General features: G+C 42.7%; 31 protein-coding genes. 10 read left to right on the forward strand and 21 right to left on the reverse strand.

Going from position 1 to position 25,140, the window contains the following annotated elements; all coding sequences use genetic code 11:
* The first annotated feature begins 65 nt into the window (after positions 1 to 65).
* From ACXM1Q_RS00965 to ACXM1Q_RS01000, 8 genes are all read left to right on the forward strand, one after another.
* Positions 66 to 881, forward strand: a complete 816-nt coding sequence (locus ACXM1Q_RS00965) for a Cof-type HAD-IIB family hydrolase (protein ID WP_458515445.1) — start codon at positions 66 to 68, stop codon at positions 879 to 881.
* Between the two features lie 159 nt (positions 882 to 1,040).
* A complete protein-coding gene (adhP, locus tag ACXM1Q_RS00970; RefSeq protein WP_458515446.1) occupies positions 1,041 to 2,063 on the forward strand; it encodes an alcohol dehydrogenase AdhP in 1,023 nt (340 codons plus the stop codon).
* Positions 2,064 to 2,234: 171 nt separating this feature from the next.
* Positions 2,235 to 3,227 carry a PTS sugar transporter subunit IIB gene (locus tag ACXM1Q_RS00975; RefSeq protein WP_458515447.1) on the forward strand — a complete coding sequence of 331 codons (993 nt, stop codon included), beginning with the start codon at positions 2,235 to 2,237 and terminating at the stop codon, positions 3,225 to 3,227.
* 17 nt (positions 3,228 to 3,244) lie between these two features.
* Positions 3,245 to 4,051 (forward strand): PTS mannose/fructose/sorbose transporter subunit IIC, encoded by an 807-nt coding sequence (locus ACXM1Q_RS00980; RefSeq protein WP_458515448.1) that lies wholly within the window; start codon positions 3,245 to 3,247, stop codon positions 4,049 to 4,051.
* 17 nt (positions 4,052 to 4,068) lie between these two features.
* Complete coding sequence (locus ACXM1Q_RS00985) at positions 4,069 to 4,980, forward strand: PTS system mannose/fructose/sorbose family transporter subunit IID (protein WP_135035381.1); 912 nt, start codon at positions 4,069 to 4,071, stop codon at positions 4,978 to 4,980.
* A gap of 55 nt (positions 4,981 to 5,035) precedes the next feature.
* Entirely contained in the window at positions 5,036 to 5,410 is a 375-nt protein-coding gene (locus ACXM1Q_RS00990) for a DUF956 family protein (protein WP_458515449.1), read from the forward strand.
* A gap of 211 nt (positions 5,411 to 5,621) precedes the next feature.
* Positions 5,622 to 6,899, forward strand: a complete 1,278-nt coding sequence (serS, locus tag ACXM1Q_RS00995) for a serine--tRNA ligase (RefSeq protein ID WP_458515450.1) — start codon at positions 5,622 to 5,624, stop codon at positions 6,897 to 6,899.
* A gap of 275 nt (positions 6,900 to 7,174) precedes the next feature.
* A complete protein-coding gene (locus tag ACXM1Q_RS01000; protein WP_458515451.1) occupies positions 7,175 to 8,002 on the forward strand; it encodes an exodeoxyribonuclease III in 828 nt (275 codons plus the stop codon).
* 285 nt (positions 8,003 to 8,287) lie between these two features.
* Here the strand turns inward: ACXM1Q_RS01000 and ACXM1Q_RS01005 are convergent, their stop codons facing one another.
* The 18 genes from ACXM1Q_RS01005 to ACXM1Q_RS01090 form a co-directional block, all read right to left on the reverse strand.
* Positions 8,288 to 10,327, reverse strand: coding sequence for a cation:proton antiporter (locus ACXM1Q_RS01005; protein WP_458515452.1), 2,040 nt, complete (start codon positions 10,325 to 10,327; stop codon positions 8,288 to 8,290).
* Positions 10,328 to 10,582, reverse strand: a complete 255-nt coding sequence (locus ACXM1Q_RS01010) for a hypothetical protein (RefSeq protein ID WP_135035393.1) — start codon at positions 10,580 to 10,582, stop codon at positions 10,328 to 10,330.
* Positions 10,575 to 11,132 (reverse strand): tRNA 5-(aminomethyl)-2-thiouridylate-methyltransferase MnmM, encoded by a 558-nt coding sequence (gene mnmM, locus ACXM1Q_RS01015; RefSeq protein ID WP_458515453.1) that lies wholly within the window; start codon positions 11,130 to 11,132, stop codon positions 10,575 to 10,577. The genes ACXM1Q_RS01010 and mnmM overlap by 8 nt, the downstream gene beginning before the upstream one ends.
* Before the next feature lie 80 nt (positions 11,133 to 11,212).
* Positions 11,213 to 11,866, reverse strand: coding sequence for a phosphatase PAP2 family protein (locus ACXM1Q_RS01020; RefSeq protein WP_458515454.1), 654 nt, complete (start codon positions 11,864 to 11,866; stop codon positions 11,213 to 11,215).
* Positions 11,856 to 12,419: an ECF transporter S component gene (locus ACXM1Q_RS01025; RefSeq protein ID WP_135035401.1), complete on the reverse strand. Its 564-nt coding sequence runs from the start codon at positions 12,417 to 12,419 to the stop codon at positions 11,856 to 11,858. The genes ACXM1Q_RS01020 and ACXM1Q_RS01025 overlap by 11 nt, the downstream gene beginning before the upstream one ends.
* A 12-nt stretch (positions 12,420 to 12,431) precedes the next feature.
* Positions 12,432 to 12,935, reverse strand: a complete 504-nt coding sequence (gene trmL, locus ACXM1Q_RS01030; protein ID WP_458515455.1) for a tRNA (uridine(34)/cytosine(34)/5-carboxymethylaminomethyluridine(34)-2'-O)-methyltransferase TrmL — start codon at positions 12,933 to 12,935, stop codon at positions 12,432 to 12,434.
* A gap of 145 nt (positions 12,936 to 13,080) precedes the next feature.
* Positions 13,081 to 13,332 (reverse strand): membrane protein insertion efficiency factor YidD, encoded by a 252-nt coding sequence (gene yidD, locus ACXM1Q_RS01035; protein ID WP_458515456.1) that lies wholly within the window; start codon positions 13,330 to 13,332, stop codon positions 13,081 to 13,083.
* The gene (locus ACXM1Q_RS01040; protein WP_135035410.1) at positions 13,329 to 14,072 is read right to left on the reverse strand and encodes a pseudouridine synthase; all 744 of its coding nucleotides are present in this window, start codon (positions 14,070 to 14,072) and stop codon (positions 13,329 to 13,331) included. The genes yidD and ACXM1Q_RS01040 overlap by 4 nt, the downstream gene beginning before the upstream one ends.
* Positions 14,062 to 14,625 (reverse strand): SMC-Scp complex subunit ScpB, encoded by a 564-nt coding sequence (gene scpB, locus ACXM1Q_RS01045; protein WP_458515457.1) that lies wholly within the window; start codon positions 14,623 to 14,625, stop codon positions 14,062 to 14,064. The genes ACXM1Q_RS01040 and scpB overlap by 11 nt, the downstream gene beginning before the upstream one ends.
* A complete protein-coding gene (locus ACXM1Q_RS01050; protein WP_458515458.1) occupies positions 14,622 to 15,338 on the reverse strand; it encodes a segregation/condensation protein A in 717 nt (238 codons plus the stop codon). Before ACXM1Q_RS01050 ends, scpB begins: the two co-directional genes overlap by 4 nt.
* Positions 15,329 to 16,078: a site-specific tyrosine recombinase XerD gene (gene xerD / locus ACXM1Q_RS01055; RefSeq protein WP_458515459.1), complete on the reverse strand. Its 750-nt coding sequence runs from the start codon at positions 16,076 to 16,078 to the stop codon at positions 15,329 to 15,331. The genes ACXM1Q_RS01050 and xerD overlap by 10 nt, the downstream gene beginning before the upstream one ends.
* Positions 16,075 to 16,536: a cyclic-di-AMP-binding protein CbpB gene (gene cbpB, locus ACXM1Q_RS01060; RefSeq protein WP_458515460.1), complete on the reverse strand. Its 462-nt coding sequence runs from the start codon at positions 16,534 to 16,536 to the stop codon at positions 16,075 to 16,077. Before cbpB ends, xerD begins: the two co-directional genes overlap by 4 nt.
* Positions 16,533 to 17,057, reverse strand: coding sequence for a metallophosphoesterase (locus ACXM1Q_RS01065; protein ID WP_458515461.1), 525 nt, complete (start codon positions 17,055 to 17,057; stop codon positions 16,533 to 16,535). The genes cbpB and ACXM1Q_RS01065 overlap by 4 nt, the downstream gene beginning before the upstream one ends.
* On the reverse strand, positions 17,039 to 17,995 hold the full coding sequence (locus ACXM1Q_RS01070; RefSeq protein WP_458515462.1) for a nucleoside-triphosphate diphosphatase: 957 nt from the start codon (positions 17,993 to 17,995) through the stop codon (positions 17,039 to 17,041). The genes ACXM1Q_RS01065 and ACXM1Q_RS01070 overlap by 19 nt, the downstream gene beginning before the upstream one ends.
* A complete protein-coding gene (gene racE / locus ACXM1Q_RS01075) occupies positions 17,992 to 18,786 on the reverse strand; it encodes a glutamate racemase (RefSeq protein ID WP_458515463.1) in 795 nt (264 codons plus the stop codon). Before racE ends, ACXM1Q_RS01070 begins: the two co-directional genes overlap by 4 nt.
* Positions 18,787 to 18,886: 100 nt before the next feature.
* On the reverse strand, positions 18,887 to 19,120 hold the full coding sequence (locus ACXM1Q_RS01080; protein ID WP_135035433.1) for a YneF family protein: 234 nt from the start codon (positions 19,118 to 19,120) through the stop codon (positions 18,887 to 18,889).
* 106 nt (positions 19,121 to 19,226) lie between these two features.
* Positions 19,227 to 19,913, reverse strand: a complete 687-nt coding sequence (locus ACXM1Q_RS01085; protein WP_458515464.1) for a Bax inhibitor-1/YccA family protein — start codon at positions 19,911 to 19,913, stop codon at positions 19,227 to 19,229.
* Between the two features lie 9 nt (positions 19,914 to 19,922).
* On the reverse strand, positions 19,923 to 20,660 hold the full coding sequence (locus tag ACXM1Q_RS01090; protein WP_458515465.1) for a TrmH family RNA methyltransferase: 738 nt from the start codon (positions 20,658 to 20,660) through the stop codon (positions 19,923 to 19,925).
* A 31-nt stretch (positions 20,661 to 20,691) separates the two neighbouring features.
* On the opposite strand from ACXM1Q_RS01090, the gene ACXM1Q_RS01095 reads away from it, so the two are divergent.
* Both ACXM1Q_RS01095 and yidC read left to right on the forward strand, forming a co-directional pair.
* On the forward strand, positions 20,692 to 20,970 hold the full coding sequence (locus tag ACXM1Q_RS01095) for an acylphosphatase (protein ID WP_458515466.1): 279 nt from the start codon (positions 20,692 to 20,694) through the stop codon (positions 20,968 to 20,970).
* Between the two features lie 88 nt (positions 20,971 to 21,058).
* Positions 21,059 to 21,991, forward strand: coding sequence for a membrane protein insertase YidC (gene yidC / locus ACXM1Q_RS01100; protein WP_458515485.1), 933 nt, complete (start codon positions 21,059 to 21,061; stop codon positions 21,989 to 21,991).
* 286 nt (positions 21,992 to 22,277) lie between these two features.
* Here the strand turns inward: yidC and greA are convergent, their stop codons facing one another.
* From greA to ACXM1Q_RS01115, 3 genes are all read right to left on the reverse strand, one after another.
* Positions 22,278 to 22,760, reverse strand: coding sequence for a transcription elongation factor GreA (gene greA, locus ACXM1Q_RS01105; RefSeq protein WP_135035449.1), 483 nt, complete (start codon positions 22,758 to 22,760; stop codon positions 22,278 to 22,280).
* A gap of 13 nt (positions 22,761 to 22,773) precedes the next feature.
* A complete protein-coding gene (gene mltG / locus ACXM1Q_RS01110) occupies positions 22,774 to 24,564 on the reverse strand; it encodes an endolytic transglycosylase MltG (RefSeq protein WP_458515467.1) in 1,791 nt (596 codons plus the stop codon).
* Between the two features lie 65 nt (positions 24,565 to 24,629).
* On the reverse strand, positions 24,630 to 25,118 hold the full coding sequence (locus ACXM1Q_RS01115) for a GNAT family N-acetyltransferase (protein ID WP_458515468.1): 489 nt from the start codon (positions 25,116 to 25,118) through the stop codon (positions 24,630 to 24,632).
* Between the last annotated feature and the right edge of the window lie 22 nt (positions 25,119 to 25,140).

Genomic DNA, 25,140 nt, shown 5'->3' on the forward strand with positions numbered 1-25,140 from the left:
ATCAGTTTACCATGAAAAGTTTAAAATTTGCTATACTAGGTAAAAGCAAAAAAACTGGAGCATGTATGGAAACTCATAAAATTATTGCCCTCGACCTCGATGGGACCCTCTTAAACAATCAACAACAAATTTCCTCTAAAAGTCAAGAAGTCCTCAGCAAGATTCAAGCGCAGGGGCATAAAATTGTTATCACAACTGGTCGTCCCTACCGCTCAGCTCTCCCCTACTACCAACAGCTAGGGCTAGAGACCCCTTTGATTTCTTTCAATGGTGCTTTAACCGTTCTCCCTGGAAAAGAGTGGGACCACGAACGGGAATACACCATTGATAAAGAATATTTGGTTGACCTCGTTCAACGACAAGATGAGGTCCAAGCAGACTTCATTGTAAGTGAATACCGAAAAAAATTCTTTATTCACCAACAAGACCCTCATAGCTTTGACCCCCAACTTTTAGGGGTGGATAAAATCACAACCCAGCACCAACTGATTCTACAAAAAATCAACAAAAATCCAAATGCCATCCTCTTTCAAACCCGTTTTCAAGATAGTGAAAGCCTAGCTCAAGACTTGATGACTTACTACCAAGGTGAAATGAATGTTAGTTCCTGGGGCGGCCCCTACAATATTTTAGAATGTACCCCTAAAGGCATTCACAAAGCAAATGCCCTCAAACATCTCTTGACTGTCTATCAAAAGCAGCCCTCTGATTTAATTGCTTTTGGAGACCAACTCAATGACAAAGAGATGTTGGCCTATGCCGGATCCGGTTACGCCATGCAAAATGCCAACCCTAAGCTCCTAGACTACGCTGACCAACAAATCCCATGGACCAATCAAGAAGACGGAGTTGCCCAAAAATTACTACAACTCTTCCTATAAAGAAATAACCAAGCTCCAGAAAGCAGTCCAAGATTTCATTCTAATTTTGAACTGCTTTCTTTTTTGACAGCTTCTATGTAAACGCTTGCAACTATAAAACCATTGTGATATACTAAACATATGAGAAAGGGAACTATCCCTAAGAATAAGGAGGCTCATATGAAAGCAGTTGTTGTTAATGCAGAAGGAACTGGTGTAGAAGTTGTTGAAAAAGAATTTCGTCCTATTGAAGCTGGTGAAGCTCTCGTAGAAATTGAATACTGTGGAGTCTGCCACACCGATTTACACGTTGCACATGGTGATTTTGGAAAAGTTCCAGGTCGTGTCCTAGGTCATGAAGGTATCGGACTTGTTAAAGAAGTAGCTCCCGATGTAAGCAGTCTCAAAGTCGGAGACCGTGTCAGCGTTGCTTGGTTCTTCCAGGGATGTGGAACCTGTGAATACTGTACAACCGGTCGTGAAACTCTCTGCCGTGACGTTAAAAATGCTGGCTACTCTGTTGACGGAGGCATGGCTAAACAATGTATCGTAACTGCAGACTATGCTGTGAAAGTTCCTGAAAATCTTGATCCAGCTCAAGCTTCTTCTATCACCTGTGCTGGGGTAACCACCTATAAAGCCATCAAAGAAGCAAATGTTCAGCCTGGTCAATGGGTTGTCGTTTACGGTGCTGGTGGTCTTGGGAACCTTGCTATCCAATATGCTAAAAAAGTTTTCAATGCTCATGTTATTGCCGTCGATATTAATCAAGATAAATTAGATTTGGCCCTAGAAGCAGGAGCCGATATTAGCCTCAATGGCCTAGAAGTTGAAGATGTTCCTGGAAAAATCATGGAAATTACTGGTCTTGGAGCCCATGCTGCAGTCGTAACAGCAGTATCAAAAGTTGCCTTTAACCAAGCTGTCGATTCCCTTCGGGCTGCAGGTGTTCTTGTGGCCGTTGGACTACCATCTGAATATATGGATCTCAGTATCGTAAAACTCGTTTTAGATGGTATTAAAGTTGTAGGCTCTCTTGTTGGAACTCGTAAAGATTTGGAAGAAGCCTTCCAATTTGGAGCTGAGGGACTCGTAGTACCAGTTGTACAACTACGTCCAGTAGAAGAGGCACCAGCTGTCTTTGATGAAATGGAAGCGGGTACAATTCAAGGCCGTATGGTACTAGACTTTAAAAACGCTTAATCTTTTCCAAAATAGGGAACGCTGAATGCGTTCCCTATTTTTTGTGGTTTTTTCACTTGTATGGGAATTTTTGAAAGCACTTGACATTTTTTTGAAATCGCTTTACAATGAGATAGCTTAAAAATTTCTTAAGAATTTAAGTCGCAAATATTTTTTAGGAGGAGACCAATAATGAGTATTGGAATCATTATTGCCAGCCACGGTGAATTTGCTGCCGGCATTCATCAATCTGGATCTATGATCTTTGGTGATCAGGAAAAAGTCCAGGTTGTGACCTTTATGCCGAGTGAAGGACCAGACGACTTGTATGCCAAGTTCAATGACGCTGTAGCTGCTTTTGATGCTGAGGACGAAGTGCTTGTCCTGGCTGACCTTTGGAGTGGATCACCCTTCAACCAAGCTAGTCGTGTCATGGGAGAAAATCCCGACCGCAAGTTCGCTATTATCACTGGTTTGAACTTACCGATGTTAATTCAAGCCTACACAGAACGAATGATGGATGCATCGGCTGGTGTTGAAGCTGTCGCAGCCAACATCATTAAAGAGGCAAAAGAAGGGATTAAGGCTCTACCTGAGGAACTAAACCCTGCTGAAGAAGCAAAAGCTACAGTAGAAGGCCCTACTGTTCAAGCAGCTATCCCTGAAGGAACTGTTATTGGAGATGGGCAGTTGAAGATCAATTTAGCTCGGATCGACACCCGCTTGCTTCATGGTCAAGTGGCCACTGGATGGACCCCTGACTCAAAAGCTGATCGTATCATCGTAGCATCGGATTCAGTTTCTCAGGATGAGCTTCGCAAAGAGTTAATCAAGCAAGCAGCACCTGGTAATGTTAAAGCCAATGTTGTTCCTATTCAAAAATTGATTGATGTCTCAAAAGATCCTCGGTTTGGAAATACCCATGCCCTTGTCCTATTTGAAACACCTCAAGATGCTCTTCGGGCCATTGAAGGAGGCGTGCCTATCAAGACCTTAAATGTTGGTTCCATGGCACACTCAACTGGTAAAACAATGGTTAACAATGTTCTCTCCATGGATAAAGAAGACGTTGCGACCTTTGAAAAATTGCGTGACCTTGGCGTTGAATTTGACGTCAGAAAGGTTCCGAATGATTCTAAAAAAGACTTGTTTGACCTCATCTCTAAGGCCAACATTCACGAATAATAGAAAGGACATAAAACATGTCATTGATTTCTGCAATTTTGGTTGTCCTTGTTGCCTTCCTAGCTGGACTTGAAGGTATCTTGGATCAATTCCAATTCCATCAACCACTCGTTGCTTGTACTCTTATCGGTCTTGTTACAGGCAATCTTACAGCCGGTATTATGCTCGGTGGTTCTCTACAAATGATTGCCCTTGGTTGGGCTAATATCGGAGCTGCAGTTGCACCAGATGCTGCTCTTGCCTCTGTAGCAGCTGCCATTATCCTTGTTCTAGGAGGCGATACTTCTCCCCGTGGTATCGCCGTTGCCCAAGCCGTTGCTATTCCCCTAGCCGTTGCAGGTCTATTCCTAACCATGTTAGTACGGACTGCTTCTGTTGGTTTGGTCCATGGAGCAGATGCCGCTGCTAAAGAAGGAAATATCTCCAAAATGGAGCGTTACCACTATATTGCCCTTCTTCTTCAAGGACTACGGATTGCTATTCCTGCTGCCCTCCTTCTTGCTATCCCAACAAGTGCAGTACAATCAGCTCTTGAAGCCATGCCTGCTTGGTTATCAGAAGGAATGGCAATCGGAGGTGGTATGGTTGTCGCTGTTGGTTACGCTATGGTTATCAATATGATGGCTACTCGTGAAGTATGGCCATTCTTTGCAATCGGTTTTGCTCTTGCCGCTGTTTCTGATTTGACCTTGATTGCTCTCGGTGCTATTGGGGTTGCTCTTGCCTTTATCTATCTAAACCTATCCAAACAGGGAGGTTCAGGTAATGGTACTGCTACAGCCACTTCTACTGACCCTATCGGGGACATTCTTGAAGACTACTAAGAAAGGGGACATACAACATGACTGAAAAGATTCAATTAAGTAAAAATGATCGTCAGAAGGTGTGGTTGCGCTCCACTTTCTTGCAAGGTTCTTGGAACTACGAGCGGATGCAAAACTTAGGTTGGGCTTACTCAATGATCCCAGCTATCAAGCGTCTCTATACAACCAAAGAAGATCGTGCAGCTGCGCTTGAGCGTCACATGGAGTTCTTCAACACACATCCTTATGTAGCCTCTCCAATCCTTGGAGTTACATTGGCTTTGGAAGAAGAACGTTCTCATGGAGCAGCGATTGACGATGCCGCAATCCAAGGGGTTAAAATCGGAATGATGGGACCTTTGGCTGGTATCGGAGATCCTGTCTTCTGGTTTACTGTTCGGCCAATCCTTGGAGCATTGGGAGCTTCCCTTGCTCTCTCTGGCAATATTATGGGACCAATCCTATTCTTCCTACTTTGGAATTTAATCCGTATGGCCTTCCAATGGTACACACAAGAATTGGGTTACCGTGCCGGATCTGAAATCACAAAAAATATGTCTGGTGGTATTCTTCAGGACATTACCAAAGGTGCTTCCATCCTTGGAATGTTCATCCTAGCCGTTCTCGTTCAACGCTGGGTATCTATTAAATTCGCCTTTACTGTCTCTGAAGTACAACTAGATGAAAAAGCTTACATCCATTGGGATAAATTACCTAATGGCTGGGAAGGAATTCAAGAAGCCTTCGCTCAAGTTGGAGCAGGTCTTTCCCAATCCCCAACGAAGGTAACAACCTTCCAAGAAAACTTGGATAGCTTAATTCCTGGATTGATGGGACTTCTTCTTACCTTCCTTTGCATGTGGTTGTTGAAAAAGAAAGTTTCACCAATTACCATCATCTTGGCACTCTTTGTTGTCGGAATCCTTGCTCACTTAGCAGGTATCATGTAAATATAATTGAGGCTAGGAATCTATCCTAGCCTCTCTTTTCATCAAAGGAGTAGACATGGTTCAATCTCTCAATACACAAGTTGAGCTCAAAGCTCGTGGCCAATCCTATATTGGTATTGGTGGCCAAGTCGGAAACTTTTTAGTAGGCGATAAAGCTCTTGAATTTTATAGTGACCGCAATGTCCAGGATTTTATTCAAATGCCTTGGGAAAATATCCAAAGTATTGGTGCTAATGTTAGTCGTGGTAAGGTTAGCCGGCATTTTGAAGTCAATACAGATTTAGGAAATTTCAGATTCTCTTCTCCAGACTCCGGTCGAATTCTCAAAATCGCTCGTCAACACATCGGGGATGAGAAAGTCCTTCGCCTACCTACCTTGGTCCAACTGACCTGGAAAAAAATTCAGCAAGCGCTTGCCAAAAAAGGCTAGTTTGGATATAATGAAACAAACGGACAAGTACTCTTATATTCTTCTTTTAGAGAGTCTGCGGTTGCTGCAAGCAGATAGAAGAGAAAGACGAAATTCTACCGTTGAATTTTTTAAATAAGTAATCAAGGCACACGATGTGAAGTTGGATGGAACCGCGTTTCGACGCTCCAACACAAGCATTCGTGTGTTTTTTCATTAAAAGGAGGTTTCTATGTTAGATTTGAAACAAATTCGCAACGATTTTGCTGCAACCCAAGTAAAGTTGGCTACACGTGGAGTCGACGCTACTATCCTAGACAAAATGAAGGAATTAGACGAACAACGTCGAGAGCTTCTAGTCCAAGTTGAAGAAGAAAAAGCTAAACGGAATACCGTTTCCGCTGAAATAGCACAGGCTAAACGCAACAAAGAAAATGCCGATGACAAGATTGCAGCCATGCAAGCTTTATCTGCTGAAATTAAAGAGTTGGATGCACACCTAACAACCATTGACCAACAACTTCAAGATATTCTCGTAACCCTTCCTAACCTTCCTCATGATACAGTACCAGTTGGAGAAGATGAGGAAGATAATGTGGAAATTCGTCGCTGGGGTCAAGCACCTACATTTGACTTTGAACCTAAAGCTCACTGGGACCTAGGGGAAGATCTCGGCATTTTAGACTGGGAACGTGGCGGTAAGGTGACTGGAGCTCGTTTCCTATTCTATAAAGGACTAGGAGCTCGTCTTGAACGTGCACTCTACAACTTTATGTTAGATGAGCACTTAGCAGAAGGCTACACTGAAGTCATCCCTCCGTATATGGTCAATCACGATTCTATGTTTGGAACTGGGCAATATCCAAAATTCAAAGAAGATACCTTTGAATTAGCAGATACCAACTATGTATTAATCCCAACTGCTGAAGTCCCACTCACGAACTACTACCGTGGTGAAATCTTGGAAGCTAAAGAGCTACCAATCTACTTCACAGCCATGAGTCCATCCTTCCGTTCTGAAGCAGGTTCAGCAGGACGTGACACCCGTGGTTTAATCCGCCTACACCAGTTCCATAAGGTCGAAATGGTCAAATTCGCCAAACCAGAAGAGTCTTACGAAGAATTGGAAAAAATGACTCAAAACGCAGAGTCTATTTTGCAAAAACTAGGTCTAGCCTATCGTGTTTTAGCCCTCTCAACTGGTGACATGGGCTTCTCAGCTGCTAAAACCTATGACTTGGAAGTGTGGATTCCAGCTCAAAATACTTATCGTGAAATCTCCAGCTGCTCCAACACTGAAGACTTCCAAGCACGTCGAGCTCAAATCCGTTACCGGGATGAAGCAGATGGCAAGGTTAAACACGTCCACACCCTAAATGGATCAGGACTAGCAGTTGGCCGGACTGTCGCAGCTATCTTGGAAAACTATCAAAATGCAGATGGTTCTGTCACCATTCCTGAGGTACTCCGTCCTTATATGGGTGGCATCGAAAAAATCGTAGCTCCCTAACAGACCTTAAAAGGTGAGCCCTAATCCCAGCTCCATTAGAATCTGTCCTCCTTCCTTCCCCATGAAGAAAAGCCTTTCTCCAAAGGGATACTATTAGGTTGCGATTCTAGCGGTCTCACTTTTAAAATCCTCTATGACTTTTTGGACAGCCATAGAGGATTTTTTTCTCCATAAACGCTCCTCTTGTCCTTGTAGACTGTTTTAAGCTCATTTGTATGAAGTAGTGGCCTAACTTTGGTATAATGATAGCAATTGAAAAATAGTAAGGATGAATTATGAAACTCATTTCATGGAATATTGATTCGTTAAATGCAGCTCTAACCAGCGATTCCGCCAGAGCCCAATTGTCACAAGCAGTTTTACAAACCTTGGTTTCTGAAGATGCAGACATTATTGCGATTCAAGAAACAAAGCTCTCTGCCAAAGGCCCTACCAAAAAACATCTGGAAATTTTAGCAGATCTTTTCCCAGACTATGAAAACACTTGGCGCTCTTCTGTTGAACCAGCTCGCAAGGGATACGCTGGAACCATGTTTCTCTACAAAAAAGAACTGGAGCCTGTGATCACTTACCCTGAAATCGGAGCTCCTTCGACTATGGACTTGGAAGGCCGAATCATTACTCTCGAATTCCCTGAGTTCTATGTCACTCAAGTCTACACCCCTAATGCCGGAGATGGTCTCAAACGCTTAGCAGAACGCCAAGTATGGGATGCCTGCTACGCAGATTATCTTGCAGGCCTCGATCAGAATAAGCCCGTACTAGCAACTGGCGACTACAATGTAGCCCATAACGAAATTGACTTGGCCAATCCTGCCTCTAATCGCCGTTCTCCAGGCTTTACAGATGAAGAACGCCAAGGCTTTACCAATCTCTTAGACAAGGGCTTCACCGACACCTTCCGGCATCTCCACGGTATGATTCCAGACCACTATACTTGGTGGGCACAACGCAGCCGGACTAGTAAAATCAATAACACTGGCTGGAGAATTGATTACTGGTTGATCAGCAATCGTTGGGCTGATAAGGTACAAGAATCTCGTATGATTGACTCCGGCGCAAGACAAGACCACACCCCTATTCTGCTAAACATTGATTTGTAATAAAAAACCACGAGTCTTAAAACTCGTGGTTTTTTAATCTCATAGCCAATCCCGCAAGACTGGCAAACGATGCTCCTATTTTTTATAAGAACACACGCCCTTTTATCTGATATCTGCTGCTGTTACCTGTAATTCCATAGGCTAAATTTGCTAGATAAGAAATAACTGATTTAAGCATTGAGACCGCTATAGTAAATACAAATCGTTCAATCTTCTCACGTCTTGGAGAGTCCGGCCATAACACCCTTGTAGTAAGCACTAGATGAAATAGGCTTTTCCTGGATCTTATTCTCGTCTCATTCTTGCCAAGTTTAAGCTAGGGCTATGGTCTTTGAGCGCAAAAGATTCCAATTGGTTTACCTGAGCTCGAAGTTTATTGGCCTCACTACTTGTTAGAAGACCTTCACGTTCGTAGTCAAAAATAGCCTTTCTTTCCAAGTAATAGGCATTGAGCATCTCTCTAGAATGGTAAGCCTGCTCGCGGAGCAAAATGCGATTCACAAAGCCTCCATCTCCGATAATGGCTGTCTCTCGAATCCGCCATTCTTGCACAAACTGGATCAAACTATCATGATAAACACCACGCAAATCCTCTAAAGCATCGACGATAATCTCTGTATTCTCCAGATACAAAAGAGCTAAATCATCGGCATCATCACGACTTAAGCGAGAACCTCCGCCACCTAGCCATTGACGACTGCTAGCACCAAAAGTCACAATTTCATGAAGTAAGAGCCGAGCGAGTCGGAAAACAACTAAAAAGATATAGGTTAGACTGGAAACGAGAGAACGATTAATCCGTCGTTCCATGCTCCTTAGGTAACGTTGATAAGCAAAATAAGCCTGCTCCGTTACACGTCCTTCTTCATAGGCCTGCTCCAAACCATCATTCTCAACACTCAAAATCAGAAGCATCAAGTCTGTCCACTCTTCTTGAATGCCCTTGCCTTCCTGAGCAATGGTTAACTGGACCAAGCGCTCATTATAGTTATCCAACACCATATAGAGTGTCGATTTAGCCCGAGTATGGTAGAGCTCCTTCTCCAATTGCTTCATAACATCTGTTAAAATCGCAATCTCAATCAGATTTTCAGTTTCTTCCTGACTTGGCTCTGCCAAGTATGGCAAAATCAGAAGTCCAATCAAAAAACTCAGAATAGTCACCCCTGCTACTAGAAACAGTAAAATAGGATAACTGGTTTTTAATTCGTTTGGCAAGAGCAGAATGGTCGCGATAGAGACCGTCCCTTTAACCCCAGAGAAAGCTAAGATTAAAAGATCTCGTCCATTTTCTTTTTCATCTTTATCAAAAACAAAAAAAGTATTATAAGCCCAAAGCATGATATAGCGAAGAGCAAAAAGCGCTAGGGTCAGTACTACACAAAGACCCATGACTAATAAATCATTGTAGAGTGGGCTCTTCAAAATGGGTTCAAAAAGAAAAACCATTTCGACTCCAAAGAGAAGAAAGACCGAACCATTCAACATAAAGGTGACAGCCTTCCAAACCACCTCCGTAGTCTCAGATACCTCGGCTTCCAAAGGATTAATCCGTCGGAAACGACTAGCCTTCAGAATACCAGCCACTACAACTGCGATAATTCCAGAAACATGAAATTCTTCCGCTAAAAAGAAAGTCAGCAGTGGCAAGGCTAGTTCCAACAAGAGCTCACCAGCTACATCCACAGCATGGAAGCGCATGAGTACATTGTGCAACCAACGATTCAGCAAGGCCGTAAAAATACCGACGACAAAGCCACCCAAGAGTTGAAGGAGTAAATTACCCCCCGCCTGAGTCCAGGAAAAGGCTCCTGTTGACCAAGCCAGTATGGCTGTCTGGAAAGCCACCAAGCCACTGGCATCATTGAGCAATCCTTCCCCCTTCAGAATATTAGTCGCCCGCTCACTAAAACGAAAACGTTGAGCCAAGGACGAGAAGGCAACCAAGTCAGTCGGTCCCAAAGCAGCCCCGACTGCAATACAAGCAGCTAGGGGTAGCATTGTCAACTGATGAGCAATCAGGCTCCCCAAGCCAAAGGTGGAGACAAAGATCACTGGAAAGATCAAAAATAGAATAATTTTCCAGTGCTTAAAAATACTTGGAATATCCGCTTCTTCTGCTTCCCGAAAAAGAAGGGGACCTATAATCAAAGCCAAGAAGAGCTCCGTATCAAACTCAAACTGTTCTTCCAATAAAAAATAACCAAGGATAATCCCCATCACAATCTGCAAAAAAGGAATCGGTAAGCGAGGAAAAACCTTATTAATCGCATTGGATAAGATAAGGAAAAGCAGGAACCCTAAAATGGTCAGCAATAATTTCATCTAGCTATTACCCCGACAAATTTTTTGGAAACGATTCTTTTCCTGATGAATCCGCTCTTGGGTTTTTTGCTCATCTTGGTGTTGAATTTTCTTAGAACATTTAGCCATTTCCAAATTCAACAATTTTTGGCGTTTGCGTCTAATTTTCCGAATCTGAGAAGTTTCCATCTCTACCAACTCCGGTCCCAGTTGACGATCACGATCCGTGCGATTACGCAAGCGTTCCATTCGTTCTTCAAAAAATGCTTTATCCATGTTTCTCTACTTTCTTTTCAATCATTATTAAAAAAGGAGGGCAATTTCGCTGATTTAAAGTCCGGTATTCCAAAACGGTATAGGTTTCTTGAGGTAGCTCTTGAACAAATTCTAGAAGAGCGTCTTTCTCCTCTGAGCCACCCGGATGGCCCCAGTAAACCATAATCGCAATCCGACCACCAGGGAGTAGGATATGACAAGCTACCTCTACTGCCGCTAAAGTCGTCTCTGGAAGTGTTACCAAGCTCTTATCCGCAGATGGAAGATAGCCCAAATTAAAAATCACTGCCTTGGCCTCTTCTACATATTGAGCCAAATGCTCATGGCCAATCAAGTGCAACTGGACATGATGTTGACCAGACTGTTCCAGACGTTGCTGGGTTTGAACAAGGGCTTGTTCCTGAATATCAAAGGCATGAACCTGACCACTAAGCTGTGCTAAAAAGAGGGTATCATGCCCATTTCCCATCGTAGCATCTACCGTGGTATCCTCTGGACCAATAACCTGAGCCAGAAATTCATGGGCCATGTCTAAAGGTCTTTGGACCATTTTTCTTCTCCCTACCTATTTTTTAAAGATGTTCCCATTATATCATTTTTCAACAAAAAGAAAGCAAGATAACTCAAAGGCTATCTTGCTTGTTTGCCTGTAAAACGCCAGCGAAACCGGAGTCTTTGATAGACAGGCATTTCTAAACATAAGATTCCACTCCCTAGTAAAAGACTACCAATCACATCACTCGGATAGTGGACACCTAAGTAAACTCGAGAGAGTGGTAGAGCTAAGATTAGGAAAATGAATAATCCCTGCAGAAATCGTCTGAGTTTTCCCAGGTGAATGGTCTGACTCACAATCACCAGTAAAGAACCAAGCACTAAACTCGCAGCTAGGGCATGGCCACTTGGAAAAGAAAATCCGTTCTCCACAACCAAATGTTCAATACTAGGACGAGGACGTTGGTAAATATTTTTAAGGATAACTACCAGAAGTCCCGTAAGAACTAGATTTCCAACTAGAAGCAGACTTTCACTATAGTAACGTTTCCACAGGAGAAAGACTGAAATCAATGTCACCCAAGTAATAATCACTGGCATATTCCCAATCTTAGTCAAAGTTGTAAAGAAACTTGTTAAGCTATTAGGAAGGTCCCCACGAATAACTGTTTGAAGCCCACTATCAAAAGCTACTAGGTTCTGAGGGTAAAAACGAACCGTATAACCCAAGATGACAAAAAGTAAGAGGCAAAAACTCCCCTTTATCCAGAATTCCTGTCTATTTTGCATAAATTTTCATCACAGGTTTCATCAAAGCCCAAACTAACCCAAAGCTCACTGTGTAGACAAGACCCGCAACCACATTAAAGGGAAGAACCATGGCTTGTAAATAAGGACCGACTCCAATAATACTTGCAATATCAAAGCCAGCAAAAGTCGCATATAATGGAATCGCATATACATAGTTCATTGCTAGCATTACAAGCGTTAAAGCAAGTGTTGCCAAGCCTCCTGCTAAAAGATACTGAACATAAGAATCTTTTTTACGCCAAACCAAGGTAAGCACGAGTATAAAGCTAAAGACCGCCAACATATTCATTGGGAGTCCAATCATTGTTGAAACGCCCTGGTTATTGAGAAGCAATTTGAGAAGCGAGCGTAAAAAGAGAACCAAACTAGCTTGTTTAAGACCAAATAATTCTAAGGCTACTAGAATTGGTAAAATACTCAAGTCCAACTGTAAAAAATCAGCTCCGGGAATAATCGGCATAGCGAAAAACATTAAAATAAAGGAAAGGGCAGAAAGAACTGCTACAATGGTTAATCGTCTAACTGGAATCATAAAATAACCTTTCTATTTTAGCTTATCTTGCTCATAATAATGAACAGCTTCCAAACCATTAAAGTCCTGTTGCCGTAAGGCCTCATAGACTACCATACAAACCGCATTGGACAGATTTAAACTTCGAACATGATTATCATTCATCGGAATTCGGATGGCTTGCCTACGGTATTGTTGTAAAAACTCTTGCGGCAGTCCAGTATCTTCCCGTCCAAAGATAAAAAAGATATTCTGCCTAATCGGATATTGCCTCTCTGCATAGGTGTGTTCCGCAAATTTTGTCACAGGATACAGATTTTCTTCCCCATGCTGCTCTAAAAAATCCTCTAAAGAATCGTAATGATAGATCTCAAGCTGATCCCAATAATCAAGACCAGCTCGCTTCATCTTTTTATCATCTAGGGGAAAACCTAAGGGATGGATTAGATGAAGAGGACTATTTGTTGCCGCACAGGTCCGAGCAATATTCCCTGTATTCTGAGGTATCTGCGGTTGATACAAAACAATATGGTTCAAGGATACTTCCTTTCAGGTAAAAAAATAGCCACACTATCCGGAGTCAAGCTCAGCGGACAATGTGGTGCGCTCATCTGATTAACTTAGATCACAACAGGTCTGAGCTAAATCAATCAAATTACATTCTAAGTATACCACGTTCCGCTTATCTGTCAAGTCTCTTGACTGTTTTTTTGAAAAAAGTAAACGAATCTGGAAGGGAATCTTCTCCCCCCTGAGACCAGGGGTGACAGGATAGAATTCGCTTCCCCCCTAAATAGAGTCCCCACAAACCATAGGCCTCCAAAGCTTGGATCATATACGTCGAACAGGTCGGACGATAGATACAAGACGGAGGAAAGAGGGGAGAAATCAAGCGTTTGTAGAGCTTCACCAAAAAAATGAAAAGACGACTCATCGTTTTCTTTTCCCAGATTTCTTGGGAGTTACAGCTAGATTATGTAGTTGACTCACTTCTTTTTTATTTAAACGTCGGAATTCTCCTGGACGTAAACCAGATACATCTAGATGTCCAAAACGAGTCCGAGATAATTTATCAACTTGAAGCCCAACAGCTTCAAACATTTTCTTAACTTGATGGTTTCGTCCCTCGTGAATGGTTAATTCAACCACTGAACGATTTTTTACCGGGTCAACTTTCAAGATATGATAAACAGCTGGCTTGGTTTTTTTCCCTTCAATGACAACTCCCCGGGTCAAGGGACGAAGATTTTCCTTGGTAGCCAGACCTTTCACACGGGCCAAGTAGACCTTGTCAATCTCATTTCGAGGGTGAATCATCTCATCCGTAAAATCTCCATCATTGGTCAATAACAAGACCCCACTGGTATCCCAGTCTAGACGCCCAACAGGATAAATCCGCTCCTTGACTCCTCCAAAGAAATCTAAAACGGTTGCTCGTCCTTTATCATCACTGACACTCGAAATAACTCCCCGGGGTTTATTTAGAAGGTAATAGACTTTTTCCTCATGGTAAATAGGCTGACCTTCCACCTCTACTCGGTCCCCTTTTTTCACAGTCGTCGCCAATTCCTTGACTACTTGACCATTAATGGTTACTCGCCCCTGCTTGATGAGTTCTTCCGCTTTTCGACGGCTGGCAACTCCAGCATGGGCTATGTATTTATTAATTCTCATTTTCTCCCTCAATTCTAAATAAGGACTGCTCTTGTTCCTCTTCTTCCTCTACTTGAACCTGTGGAAGATCCTCCAATTGATTCATTCCCATATAGTCCAAAAAATAATCTGTAGTTCCGTATAAATTGGGACGCCCTAAAGTCTCCTTTTTACCAACCTCTTTGATTAAGCCAAATCCTTGTAACTTGCTTAAAGCGCCACTAGAATTAACCCCCCGAATAGCATCAATTTCAATCCGAGTAATCGGTTGTCGATAAGCAACAATGGATAGAACTTCCAAGCTAGCTCGGGAAAGAGACTGCTGCATCGGTGTCTGTGCATAGGCTTCCAACAAAGAAGCAAAGACTGGTTTGGTCACCAAGCGTAAGCTCTGTTTAGTTTCGATAATCGTCAAACTAGAATCAGGATTCTGGTCATAGGATTGGATTAAAGCCTCGATCAGAATTTCAAGCTGGGCTGGAGCTACATCCAACATAGAGGCTAAATGAAGGCGATCCACTCCATCCTCACCAGCTGTAAATAAGAGAGCTTCCAAAGCCGCTAATTGACTCATAGTACCTGTCCTTCTATCCATATTTCATCAAAAGTTCCAGCCTGATAAAGGCGAATCTCTTGGATTTTCACCAATTCCAAACAGGCTAAAAATTGTGTAATCATTTGGGAAAGTGATTCAGCCTGAGCTAGAAGTTTGCTAAATGCTAATTTTCCCTGAGACTGGAGCAAACCTTGGCGAACCTGTTCCATAGAATCTTCAATCCGAAAATCATCCCGCTCTACCGTTGTCTGACGACCTTGCCGTTTCTTTTTTTCCTGCCTTAGAAGGTGTGAAAAGGTCAAAAAGAGATCCATCGAAGTCACATCCTGATTCAATTCTACAACTTCTGAAACTAAGGGACTGGAGGGATGGCTGTAATAACGAGAACGATTCTCATGTTGTTGAGCCAACTCCTGACTAGCCGCTTTAAAATAGCGATAATCTTCTAGTTGTTGAAGCAAGTTCTGCTCCATATCCTCCACCAGCTCATCCTCCTCTTGACTTTGAATCTGAGGCAAGAGCTTGCGACTTTTCAATAAAATTAACTGACTGGCCATCACCATGTATTCAGAAGCTACTTCTAAACGTAAGGCTTGGAGGGTTGAGAGATAAGCCAGATACTGCTCAATCACTTCTAGCAAGGGAACATCATAAATATCCATTTGGTAGCGAGAGACCAGATGTAAAAGCAAGTCTAGGGGGCCCTCAAAATCTTTGATTTTTATTTCCATTTGCGATATTTCTCAATACTGTGTAAGGAGCGAAGGCCTAGATTATCCGCAATCGTTAGCAAATCCACTCCAGCTTTCAATTCTTTAAAAATATATTGCTCTCGTAAACTTTGGGGAGAATGTTGCATGAGCCCCTGCTCCTCCAAAAAAGCTTTTATCTGCAGGAAAACCCACTGACGTGTATATGGTTTTCCTTGATGTTCGAAGAGATATCCCCCTTGCCCTTCCTGGACGAGAGCTTGTATCAAGGGTTGGCTCACCTCCAAGACTCTTCGTTTACCGCTTTGCCCCACCTGCAAGAGTCCTAGGACAGGCTCCAAATCCGATTTCTTCAACTGAATAATTTCGGTTGGCAACAGCCCCGTTTCTAAAATCAGCGCTACCAGAAGCTGTCCCTGAGAATATTGGGTCGTTGTCTGAAACAAATCCTTAACCAACAATTCCTGATCAGGAGCACTTGGTTCCTCTTGACTTTTCAAAGGCGGCAAATCCAAACGATAATATCGGTCAATATGCCCCTCCTGGTAAAGAAAGAAGAGGAATTGATTGATCGCTGACAGTTTTCGACGCTGAGCCGTTACACTTAAGGAAGTCAAGGAATCCCTGTAAAGCTTCAGACCCAAGTCATCTACCGTATCGCCCAAACTACGTGCTAATTGCTGTAGATCCGATATATAAGCCGCTTTGGTATTGTTTGACAGTTTCTTTGTTTCTAAAAAAGACTCAATCCACACTCTCATTTAGGACTCATTTCATAATGCTGACCAAAATCATGGAGCAGGGCATTGGTTGCTTTCAAAATCGACCTGCGTGCAATAATGCCTTCCAAAATACCTTCGGCATCTAAAACAGGAAGAAAGGACTCGTCTACCAACTTGTGAAAGACTTCCGTCAGCGTATAACCAGGCCCCAAGGTAAGACCATCTCGTTTGACCATATGAACAATGTCCATATCTGCAAGCTCTGCAGCTGAAAGATGATGCTGCATTTGATAACCCAAGATATCGGTCAAGGAGATTGTCCCTATATATTTTCCATGATCTGTTACTACAGGAATCCGTGTATAGGTAATTTGGCTCAACAAGAGAATCACATGGTCTACATTATGACTATCAATCACAACCGCCAAATTAGCAGCAGGTGTTAGGAAGGTGGACTCTTGTGCCTTCAAATAGTCCTCTAAGGGTTGTGCAATCATTTAATCGTAAACTCCTTGCTTAAGCTAGGGAAGAGTTCATGATCTCGTGTGTAATAATCAACTCGAACCTGATTGCCTTCAAGGGTTAAAACCGCGTATAGACGTTCCAAGACAAGTCCCCTCGGTTGGCTAACAGAACCGGGATTCACATATAAGATTCCCTCTTCCTGATAGGCTGCTGGTACATGAAGATGTCCATAGAGACAGATACTCGCTGCTTCTTCTTGCGCCCAATAGGCCAATTTATCCATTGTAAAATTAATATTTTGCAGGTGACCATGGGTCTGGACAATGATATGTCCATCCAAGTCCACACTGAGACGTTCCGGATAGCCTGCAAAGAAATCCATATTTCCAGCAACAACATGGATACCATCCCAGACCGAATCGTCCACTTCCAATTCTGAATCCCCATTATGAAAAATCAAATCAGCCTTGTCTTGCCATTCTTCTTTAATAGCTTGTACAATACTGCGATCTCCATGAGAATCACTCATTACAACTACTGTCCGTCGCTCCATGATGGAAATACCTCCACTAATTTCTGAACAGCTTGGGCCCTATGGGACTGCCGATTCTTCTCCTCCATACTTAACTGGGCAGATGTTTTTCCAGTCTCTCCAATAAGAAACAGAGGATCATAACCGAACCCATTCTCACCCTTAGGTTCAAAGGCAATATAACCCGGCCAATCGGCCTCAACAACTAAAGACTCCTTCCCAGGAGCTGCTACAACAAGGGTCGTGTGAAACTGGGCGGAACGTTTGTCTACTTCTAAAACCATGGCCAATTCATGCAATAATTTTGCATTATTTTCCGCATCTGTAGCTTTAGGACCCGCGAACCGAGCACTCCAAACTCCTGGTAGTCCCCCTAGTACATCGACTTTCAGACCGGAGTCGTCGGCCAATACCAAGGTACCTGTCAAAGCCGCAATTCCTTCCGCCTTCAGTCGAGCATTCGCTTCAAATGTTGTCCCCGTTTCCTCAATTTCAGGTAAATCTGGATAAGCATTCAGATTTTCCACCCGGTAACCAAGAGGCTCAAAGATTTTCTTAAACTCAGCAGTTTTGCCCTCATTACGTGTCGCAATCAAGAGGGGCTCTAATTCTGCTTGCCCAAAAATCTTATCCAACTCTTCGCCACCCTCCGGTAACACCACATGCAATAAACGCCCCTCTTCCACAACCAAGAGAGCCTTACCTCGGCGTTCCAAGCTCAGATGCCTATCTTCGCTTCTATTAATTAAGTCCACCATAAACTGTGCCAACTTTTGGGCTGAGGACCATTGGAAAACTTGAACTTTAAAACCATTTTTTTGAGATAAATATTGAAAAGGAGCAAGGAAATGATAAACCTGATCTTCCTGATCAAAAGCGAAACTTAAGTGAGGTCCGTCTGAAACTTGTGCAACGTACCAATCTTGGCTATCACGAAATTCTACTAATTCTTGTGTCATAAATCTATATGCTCCACTCTTACTTCTTCTTCTAACCAAGTCTGCGCTAGCTGAGCAAAAGCTACTGCATCCCCTGTCGTATAAAAACTATGCTGCTGTTTTTTTAAGTTACGTCCACGATTGATTTCAAAATAATTCAAAAGAACTGAAATATCGCGAACACATTCTGCCCCACTATCAATCAAGGTTACATCTGGCCCCAAGGCATTCTGAATTACCGGTCGTAGCAAAGGGTAGTGGGTACACCCTAAAATCAAAGTGGATACTTGCCCTTGAAAATCTTTCAATTGATCATAAACAACCTTTTTCGCTAAACTAGAGGATAGCTCATTGGCTTCGACCAACGGTACAAAAGGAGGGCAAGCCTGACTCATGACCTGAGCTTTAGGATCCAAAGATTGGATCTTCTGGCGATAAATATCCGAGGCTACCGTCATTTCCGTAGCAATCACGCCAATTCTTCCATGATGGTTCGCCTTGAGGGCTGCTGAAGCACCTGGAAGAATAACTCCAAGAACCGGAATATCCAAAGCTTCTTTAATTTCTTCCCAGGCCACGGCTGTTGCCGTATTACAGGCAATGACGATCATTTTAACATTTTTAGCTTGTAGAAATCGAACTAGTTCCCAGGTATACTCCCGAATTTCTTCAGCTGCCCGAGGGCCATACGGAGCTCGGGCAGAGTCTCCTATATAAATAACTTCTTCATCCGGAAGTTGGCGCCGTAGCTCTTTCACAACTGTCAAGCCACCGACTCCCGAATCTAAGAAACCAATTGGACGATTATCCATGCAATCCTCCCTTTATTTAGCCTAGAGGCTATTCTTCAACAGTAGTCCATTTTTCATATGAAAACGAGGAGGCCGAGACCTTTGTCTCAGCCTCACTTGTTTATTTTTTGGCTTGTTTTTTCTGTTGGTTGACAATTTGTTGGTATACTTGGTTCACACGCGCCTCACTTGGTTTTTGCCCCATTTGTCCCATCATGACACGAAGGGCATCCTTATTCAAACGAGGATATTGCGCCATTTCCTGCTCCACTTGACGACGTGTCAAATAAATACCTAGAGCTACACCTCCAATAAAGAACACTACGATTAAAACAATTGCTAGCCAAAGAGCCATAATTCAATTCCTTCCTCTTTCAAACATTTCTCCTTATTATACCAAAGCTAGAGGTCTTTTTCAAAAAGAAAAAGACCTCTGAGCCGAAAGCTCAAAGATCCAAATCCTAATCACGATTTCCAGCAAAAATACGGAGAATACTCAAGAATAAGTTAATAAAATTCAAATAGAGGCTAAGAGCCATTGAGATTGCCCAGCCCGTAGATATCTGTCCACCAGATTGGTAGTAGACTTGACGAATCCGTTGGTTATCATAAGCTGTTAATCCTGCAAAGATGACAACCATGACAAGACTCATAACATAAGACAAGCCTGCACTGCGTAAGAAAATATTAACCAAACTTGCAACCAAAACTCCAAAGAGAACCATCCGAAAAGCATGAGCCATCCCTGATAAATCGCGCTTACTAAACACACCGATAGCAGCCATGGCAAAGAAAGTCAATGTCGCCGTTAAGAAAGCGGCAAATACATTCGTTTGGCTATAAGCTGCCAAAATAAAACTCAAGGTAAAGCCATTAAGGGCTGAATAAAACAAGAAAAGCGGCATCGCCATCGGATTATTTTTCCAAGCCGTTGTGGAAACAGAATAAACAAGTGCAATCTCAATAAATGAAGCTGCGTAGTAAACCCATGAATGGTGAAGCATAATATTTATCATAGTAGCTTGAAAAACATATAGTAACAAGCCAGAAACAAGAGCAGAAATTCCTAGCCCCAGCCCCATATATCCATAAACTTTAGCGAAAAAACGGTTTAAACCTGTATCGGTTTGCGACATCGTTGGTTGCATACAAACTCCTTATCTATTTTTAAAATGAAACATCAAAATTCCAGCAGCAATGGCCACATTCAGACTCTCTGCTTGGCCAGACATGGGAATATGGACTGTTCGATCCGCCATCTGATGAGCCAAATCAGAAGCCCCTTGTCCCTCATTTCCCATTAGAAGAATCAGATGTTCAAATGGTGGCAAATCCACATAACTACTCGAAAGATCCTTTAGACTCGTCACTAATAGAGGAGCATGGGCTTCCTGCCCAAGATCGTCTAAAGAATATTCCAGAATAGGCAAATGCCAATGACTACCCTGCATCGACCGCAGAGTCTTGGGGCTATAGATATCGGCCGTTCCAGGACTGACCAGAACTCCTGTAAAACCAGCAGCATCGGCTGTACGGATCATAGTCCCTACATTTCCAGGATCTTGGACTTCTTCCAAATACAGCCACATCCCCTGACTCACATCGACAGCTGGCGGTTCTTCATGCTTTACCTCTGCAACAATTCCCTGAGGGGTCTTAGAATCTGCCAATTCTGCTAGAATCGCCGAACTCACTAATTGATAGGGAAGACCTTCCGGTAAACGTTCCAATTCTTCTTCTATAACAAAAATCGGACCAAAGGTAACTCCAGCTTGGTAGGCCTCTTCAAATAGATGCCAACCTTCAATCAAATAAGAATCTCTACGGTGCTTTTTCTTCTGGAGTTTTTTGACCTTTTTAATCAAGGGATTGGTTTTAGAGGTTATAATAGTCATAGAAAATATTATAGCACAAAAGGAGAAACTTATGAAAAAAGTACGAATGATTGTTCAAGGACGGGTCCAAGGAGTCGGCTTTCGTTGGGCTGTCTGGGAACTTGCCAATAGGATAGACGGTATTACAGGCCGAGTTTGGAATAGAGACGATGGTTGTGTCGAAATTCTAGCAGAGTCCAAAGATCCTAATAAGATGGCTCTTTTTATCCAAGAAGTGAGAAAGGGACCTAGTCCTTTTTCCAAGGTGACCTATGTTGACGTTAGCATGGCTAATTTCCCCTCTTATCAAGATTTTGCCATCCAAAACTAAAGGTCAGACTTAGGTCCTATTGTAATCTAGGCTTAAAAACAGTAAAATGAAAAGAGTAATAATTTAGAAAAGGACTATAAACGTGACAATTAGAAAAAAATTTGCTTCTGCAGGACTCCTTGCTTCGATGCTAGTCTTGCTCTCTGGCTGCGTGGGCCGTGATGCCAACGGAAATCCGACTGGCCTTATCTGGACACTCTTAGGACAACCCATGAGTACACTCATTACCTTCTTTGCTGAAAATCAAGCTTTAGGGTATGGGGTTGCAATCATTATTGTAACGATTCTTGTTCGTTTAATTATCTTGCCACTCGGCCTCATGCAATCACATAAGGCAGCTTACCAAGCTGAAAAAATGGCTTATATGCAGCCCATCTTAGCTCCTATTCAAGAGCGGATGCGAAATGCCCAAACTCAAGAAGAAAAATTACTGGCCAACCAAGAATACATGGCTGCCCAACGAGAAAATGGTCTCAACCCCTTTGGAGGGATTGGCTGCTTGCCACTCTTAATTCAAATGCCCTTCTTCTCTGCTCTCTTCTTCGCAGCCCAACATACACCAGGAATCTCAGGAGCTAGCTGGATGGGAATCGCTTTGGACTCTCCAAGTATGCTCTTGACAATCCTTACAGGTATCCTCTACTTTATTCAATCAGCTTTAACCTTGGTTGGAGTTTCTGAGGAGCAACGGAAGCAAATGCAATCTATGGTACTCATCAGTCCTATCATGATTATGTTCTTCTCCTTTAGTTCTCCTGCTGGGGTCGCACTTTACTGGCTCGTCGGTGGTTTCTTCTCCATCATCCAACAATTAATCACCATGTATATAGTACGTCCTCGCCTCCGGAAACAAGTAGCTAAGGAATTTGAAGAAAATCCTCCAAAAAAACCAAGTAATTTGGGAACTGTTTTCGGCTCAGCTGCTGGATCAAATCCAATTAAAGACGTCACTCCACCAAGCACGCAAATAGACAACAAATCCAAGCAAAAACGAAACGCAGGTAAGCAGCGCTCACGTTAATCACAAAAGAGGCTGGATAAAAAGGCTTCGAAATACAAAACAGCTTAGAATCGATGTGATTCTAAGCTGTTTTTATCTATGCTAGTGTTTACCCAGCCTCTAATTTTTAGTTAGTCAAAATATTTTGAATCAAGCTTTTTAGAGAGCTAAACAGAGATTCCAAACATTTGAAAAGTATCACTTACACCTTACTAAAATGCCTTTTGAAATCCAAGGTATCCTCAAAAACACGACGAAACCCTCACTGGTAGCAACATCAGTTGAGGGTTTCGTGCTTTAGATCCATTTATTTTGATTTTTTCACAGATACGATTTTAACGTCGTAGCTGCCGACTGGGGTTTGTACGGTAACCGTATCTCCAGTTTTACGACCAATCAATGCTTGTCCAATTGGACTTTCGTTGGAGACCTTGTTCGCGAAGGCGTCCGCACCTGCAGAGCCAACAATCATATAAGTCTCGGTATCTGTTTCACCCACTTCTTGAATGGTTACCGTTTTTCCGATAGCGACTTCGTTTTTAGCCACTGAGTCAGAGTCCACGATTTCAGCATAGCGAATCTTGGTTTCCAAATCCGAGATTTGGCCTTCTACAAAGGCTTGCTCATCTTTGGCTGCCTCATATTCACTATTCTCAGAGAGGTCTCCATAAGAGCGGGCGATCTTAATCCGCTCAACCACTTCTGGGCGGCGAACTAATTTGAGTTCTTCTAATTCTTTTTCAAGCTTTTCCTTTTCAGCCTGGGTCATTGGATAAGTTTTTTCTGCCATAAGTTCTCACTTTCTAGTTGGAACTAGCCGAAGCATTGGCTAGTTTGGAATTGACATGTTCTTCAACATTTCGATTATGCTCTTCAATATTATTAGCATAGTAGACCATACCTGTATCCACATCGGCTACAAAGTATAGATAATCTGTCTTATTCGGTTCAATGGTTGCACGAATCGCAGCCATTCCAGGACTGTCAACCGGTCCCGGCATAAGGCCTTGATTTTTGTAAATATTATATGGAGAATCGATATTGGTATCAATACCAGCATCTTCCGCTAAGGTTGTTTTTTGACCTAGCTTACCAATTGCATATAAGATTGCAATATTGCTTTGCAAAGGCATTTGCTGAGTGAGGCGGTTATTGAAGGCACTCGCAATGTTCTTACGATCTTCATCCGTTGCTCCCTCTTTTTCTACAAGAGAAGCAAGCGTTAAAATATCATTGACTGATTTTTGCTGCTGACTGATTTGCTCATAAAATTGAGCCATATTGGTATCCATCGCTGCCACCATCTGCTCAATCAAGCCATCAATCGTATCTCCCTCATTGTAGTCATACGTTGCTGGGAAGAGGTAACCTTCTAAACGGTATTTAACACCCGATTCTTTTGCTGGAAGACTACCTAACAGATTTGGATATTTTGCAACTAAAGCCTCAATCAAGCCATCATCTTGGACTCTAGCTATAAATTCTTCTTTGCTGAAGATACTCTTTTCTTTGCCATCTTTAGAAGCTGCATTAAAGGTCACAGCCTCTGCAATTTGCTCCAGCGTATAGCCCTCAGGAATCGTAATTTTTCCTAAAGATGGTACAACAGGACTCTCTGTTCCACCTTCTTTCAACTTCTCAATGATTTCTTCAACATCCATATTCTTTTGCAGGTTGTAATAACCGGATTGGAAATCGGAGTGATTCCGGAATTGGGTATAAAAGTTAAAAACTTGCCCGCTCTTAATCAGACCAGAGTCCTCCAGAATACGTCCGATTTCCCGATTGGAGGATCCAATCGGGATTTCAACTTGCACATATTCTGTAGAATCCTGATCAATTGGTCCCAAAGCAGATTGCACATAAGTATAACTAAAAATTCCAGTTGCAATCAGGCAGACGATCAATAATAAGGTGACAACCCCCACAATCTTCTTAGCAACTTGATTTTGTTTTCTACGTTTCTCTTGACGTTTATCCATATCGTCTTCTTCTCCTTGCCAGTCGACTGCTTCCACTCGGGCCAACTTCGTTTCTTTCACAGGAGCTAGGCTCTGTTTCTTATCTTCAGCAGCAAAGGAGAGAGATTTCCCTGGGGCTGCTTTCATCCGAATGTGTGATCCAGGCTGTTTTTGCTGGATAGCCTCTGCATGCGCTTTTTCCTTAGCAGCCGGAACACTCCGTTGCTTTTTCAGCGCCTCTGTCTCAATGGTCTTGGTATGTTTCCGACCAATAGATAAGGGAACCTGAATCGATTTCCCTCTCCGTTTCTTTGGAGCCTCCAAAGGTACTTGGCGTGACTCTGTGGAATGATTCGGCGCTGGTGATTTCGAAGTTTGAGACGAGGAATCTACAGCCGCCGACGGCTGATTTGATAGATTTTGACCTTCTTTTGTTACAGGCCTTGCTGGCTCTTGTTGAATCTGACTAGCCTGCTTTTCCACAGACTTTGCTTGCGTCTGTGCCAACTGCTTCTCATACGCCTGTTGAGCAGCATTCAAAGCCGCTTGTCGTTTCTTCTTGGATTGGGAAAGGTCTCTTAAAATTTGCTCTTTAAAGCTGAGACTTTTTCGTCTTTCATCTTGGTCAGCCAAAGGCGGGCCCTCCTTCATACTAATCTAAATCATTATAACATAACGAAAGGAATTTCCAATAATCCTTACTTACCTATTTCCCATAGCATATCAAACCATTCTTCATTTGCGTAAGTAGAAGAGGACGGTCCTAATAGCTGGAATCCTTGAGCTTCATAATAGGCAATCAAGTAATCATGACAGGTTAAGTTTATTCCTAAGCGGTGGTCTCGTAAAGCTATTTGCTTCATTGCTTCTAGCAACAAGGTACCAAGTCCCTTACCCTGTGCCTCAGGAGCAACCGATAAACTGGTAATAGAGATATAGCCTCCTACTTCCTGACTCCAATCCTTGGCTTCATAGAAATTCCTGTCAACCAAAGTCTGTTCGGGAACTACTGGTCCTTCAAGATAAGCCAGAATACAGCCATCTTCCTCATACACCAAGAAACTGGTCTTTATATTTTGAATATGTAGCAGTAAGGTTTCACGAGGAAGTGCCTCTTCTTGTCCAAAATTTTGGACTTCAATCTCATAAAGACGGTCTATATCAGCCAAATTTGCCAATCGTATCATGCTTCCTCCAAAAAAAGAAGGG

Source organism: Streptococcus sp. 10F2 (genome assembly GCF_054331515.2).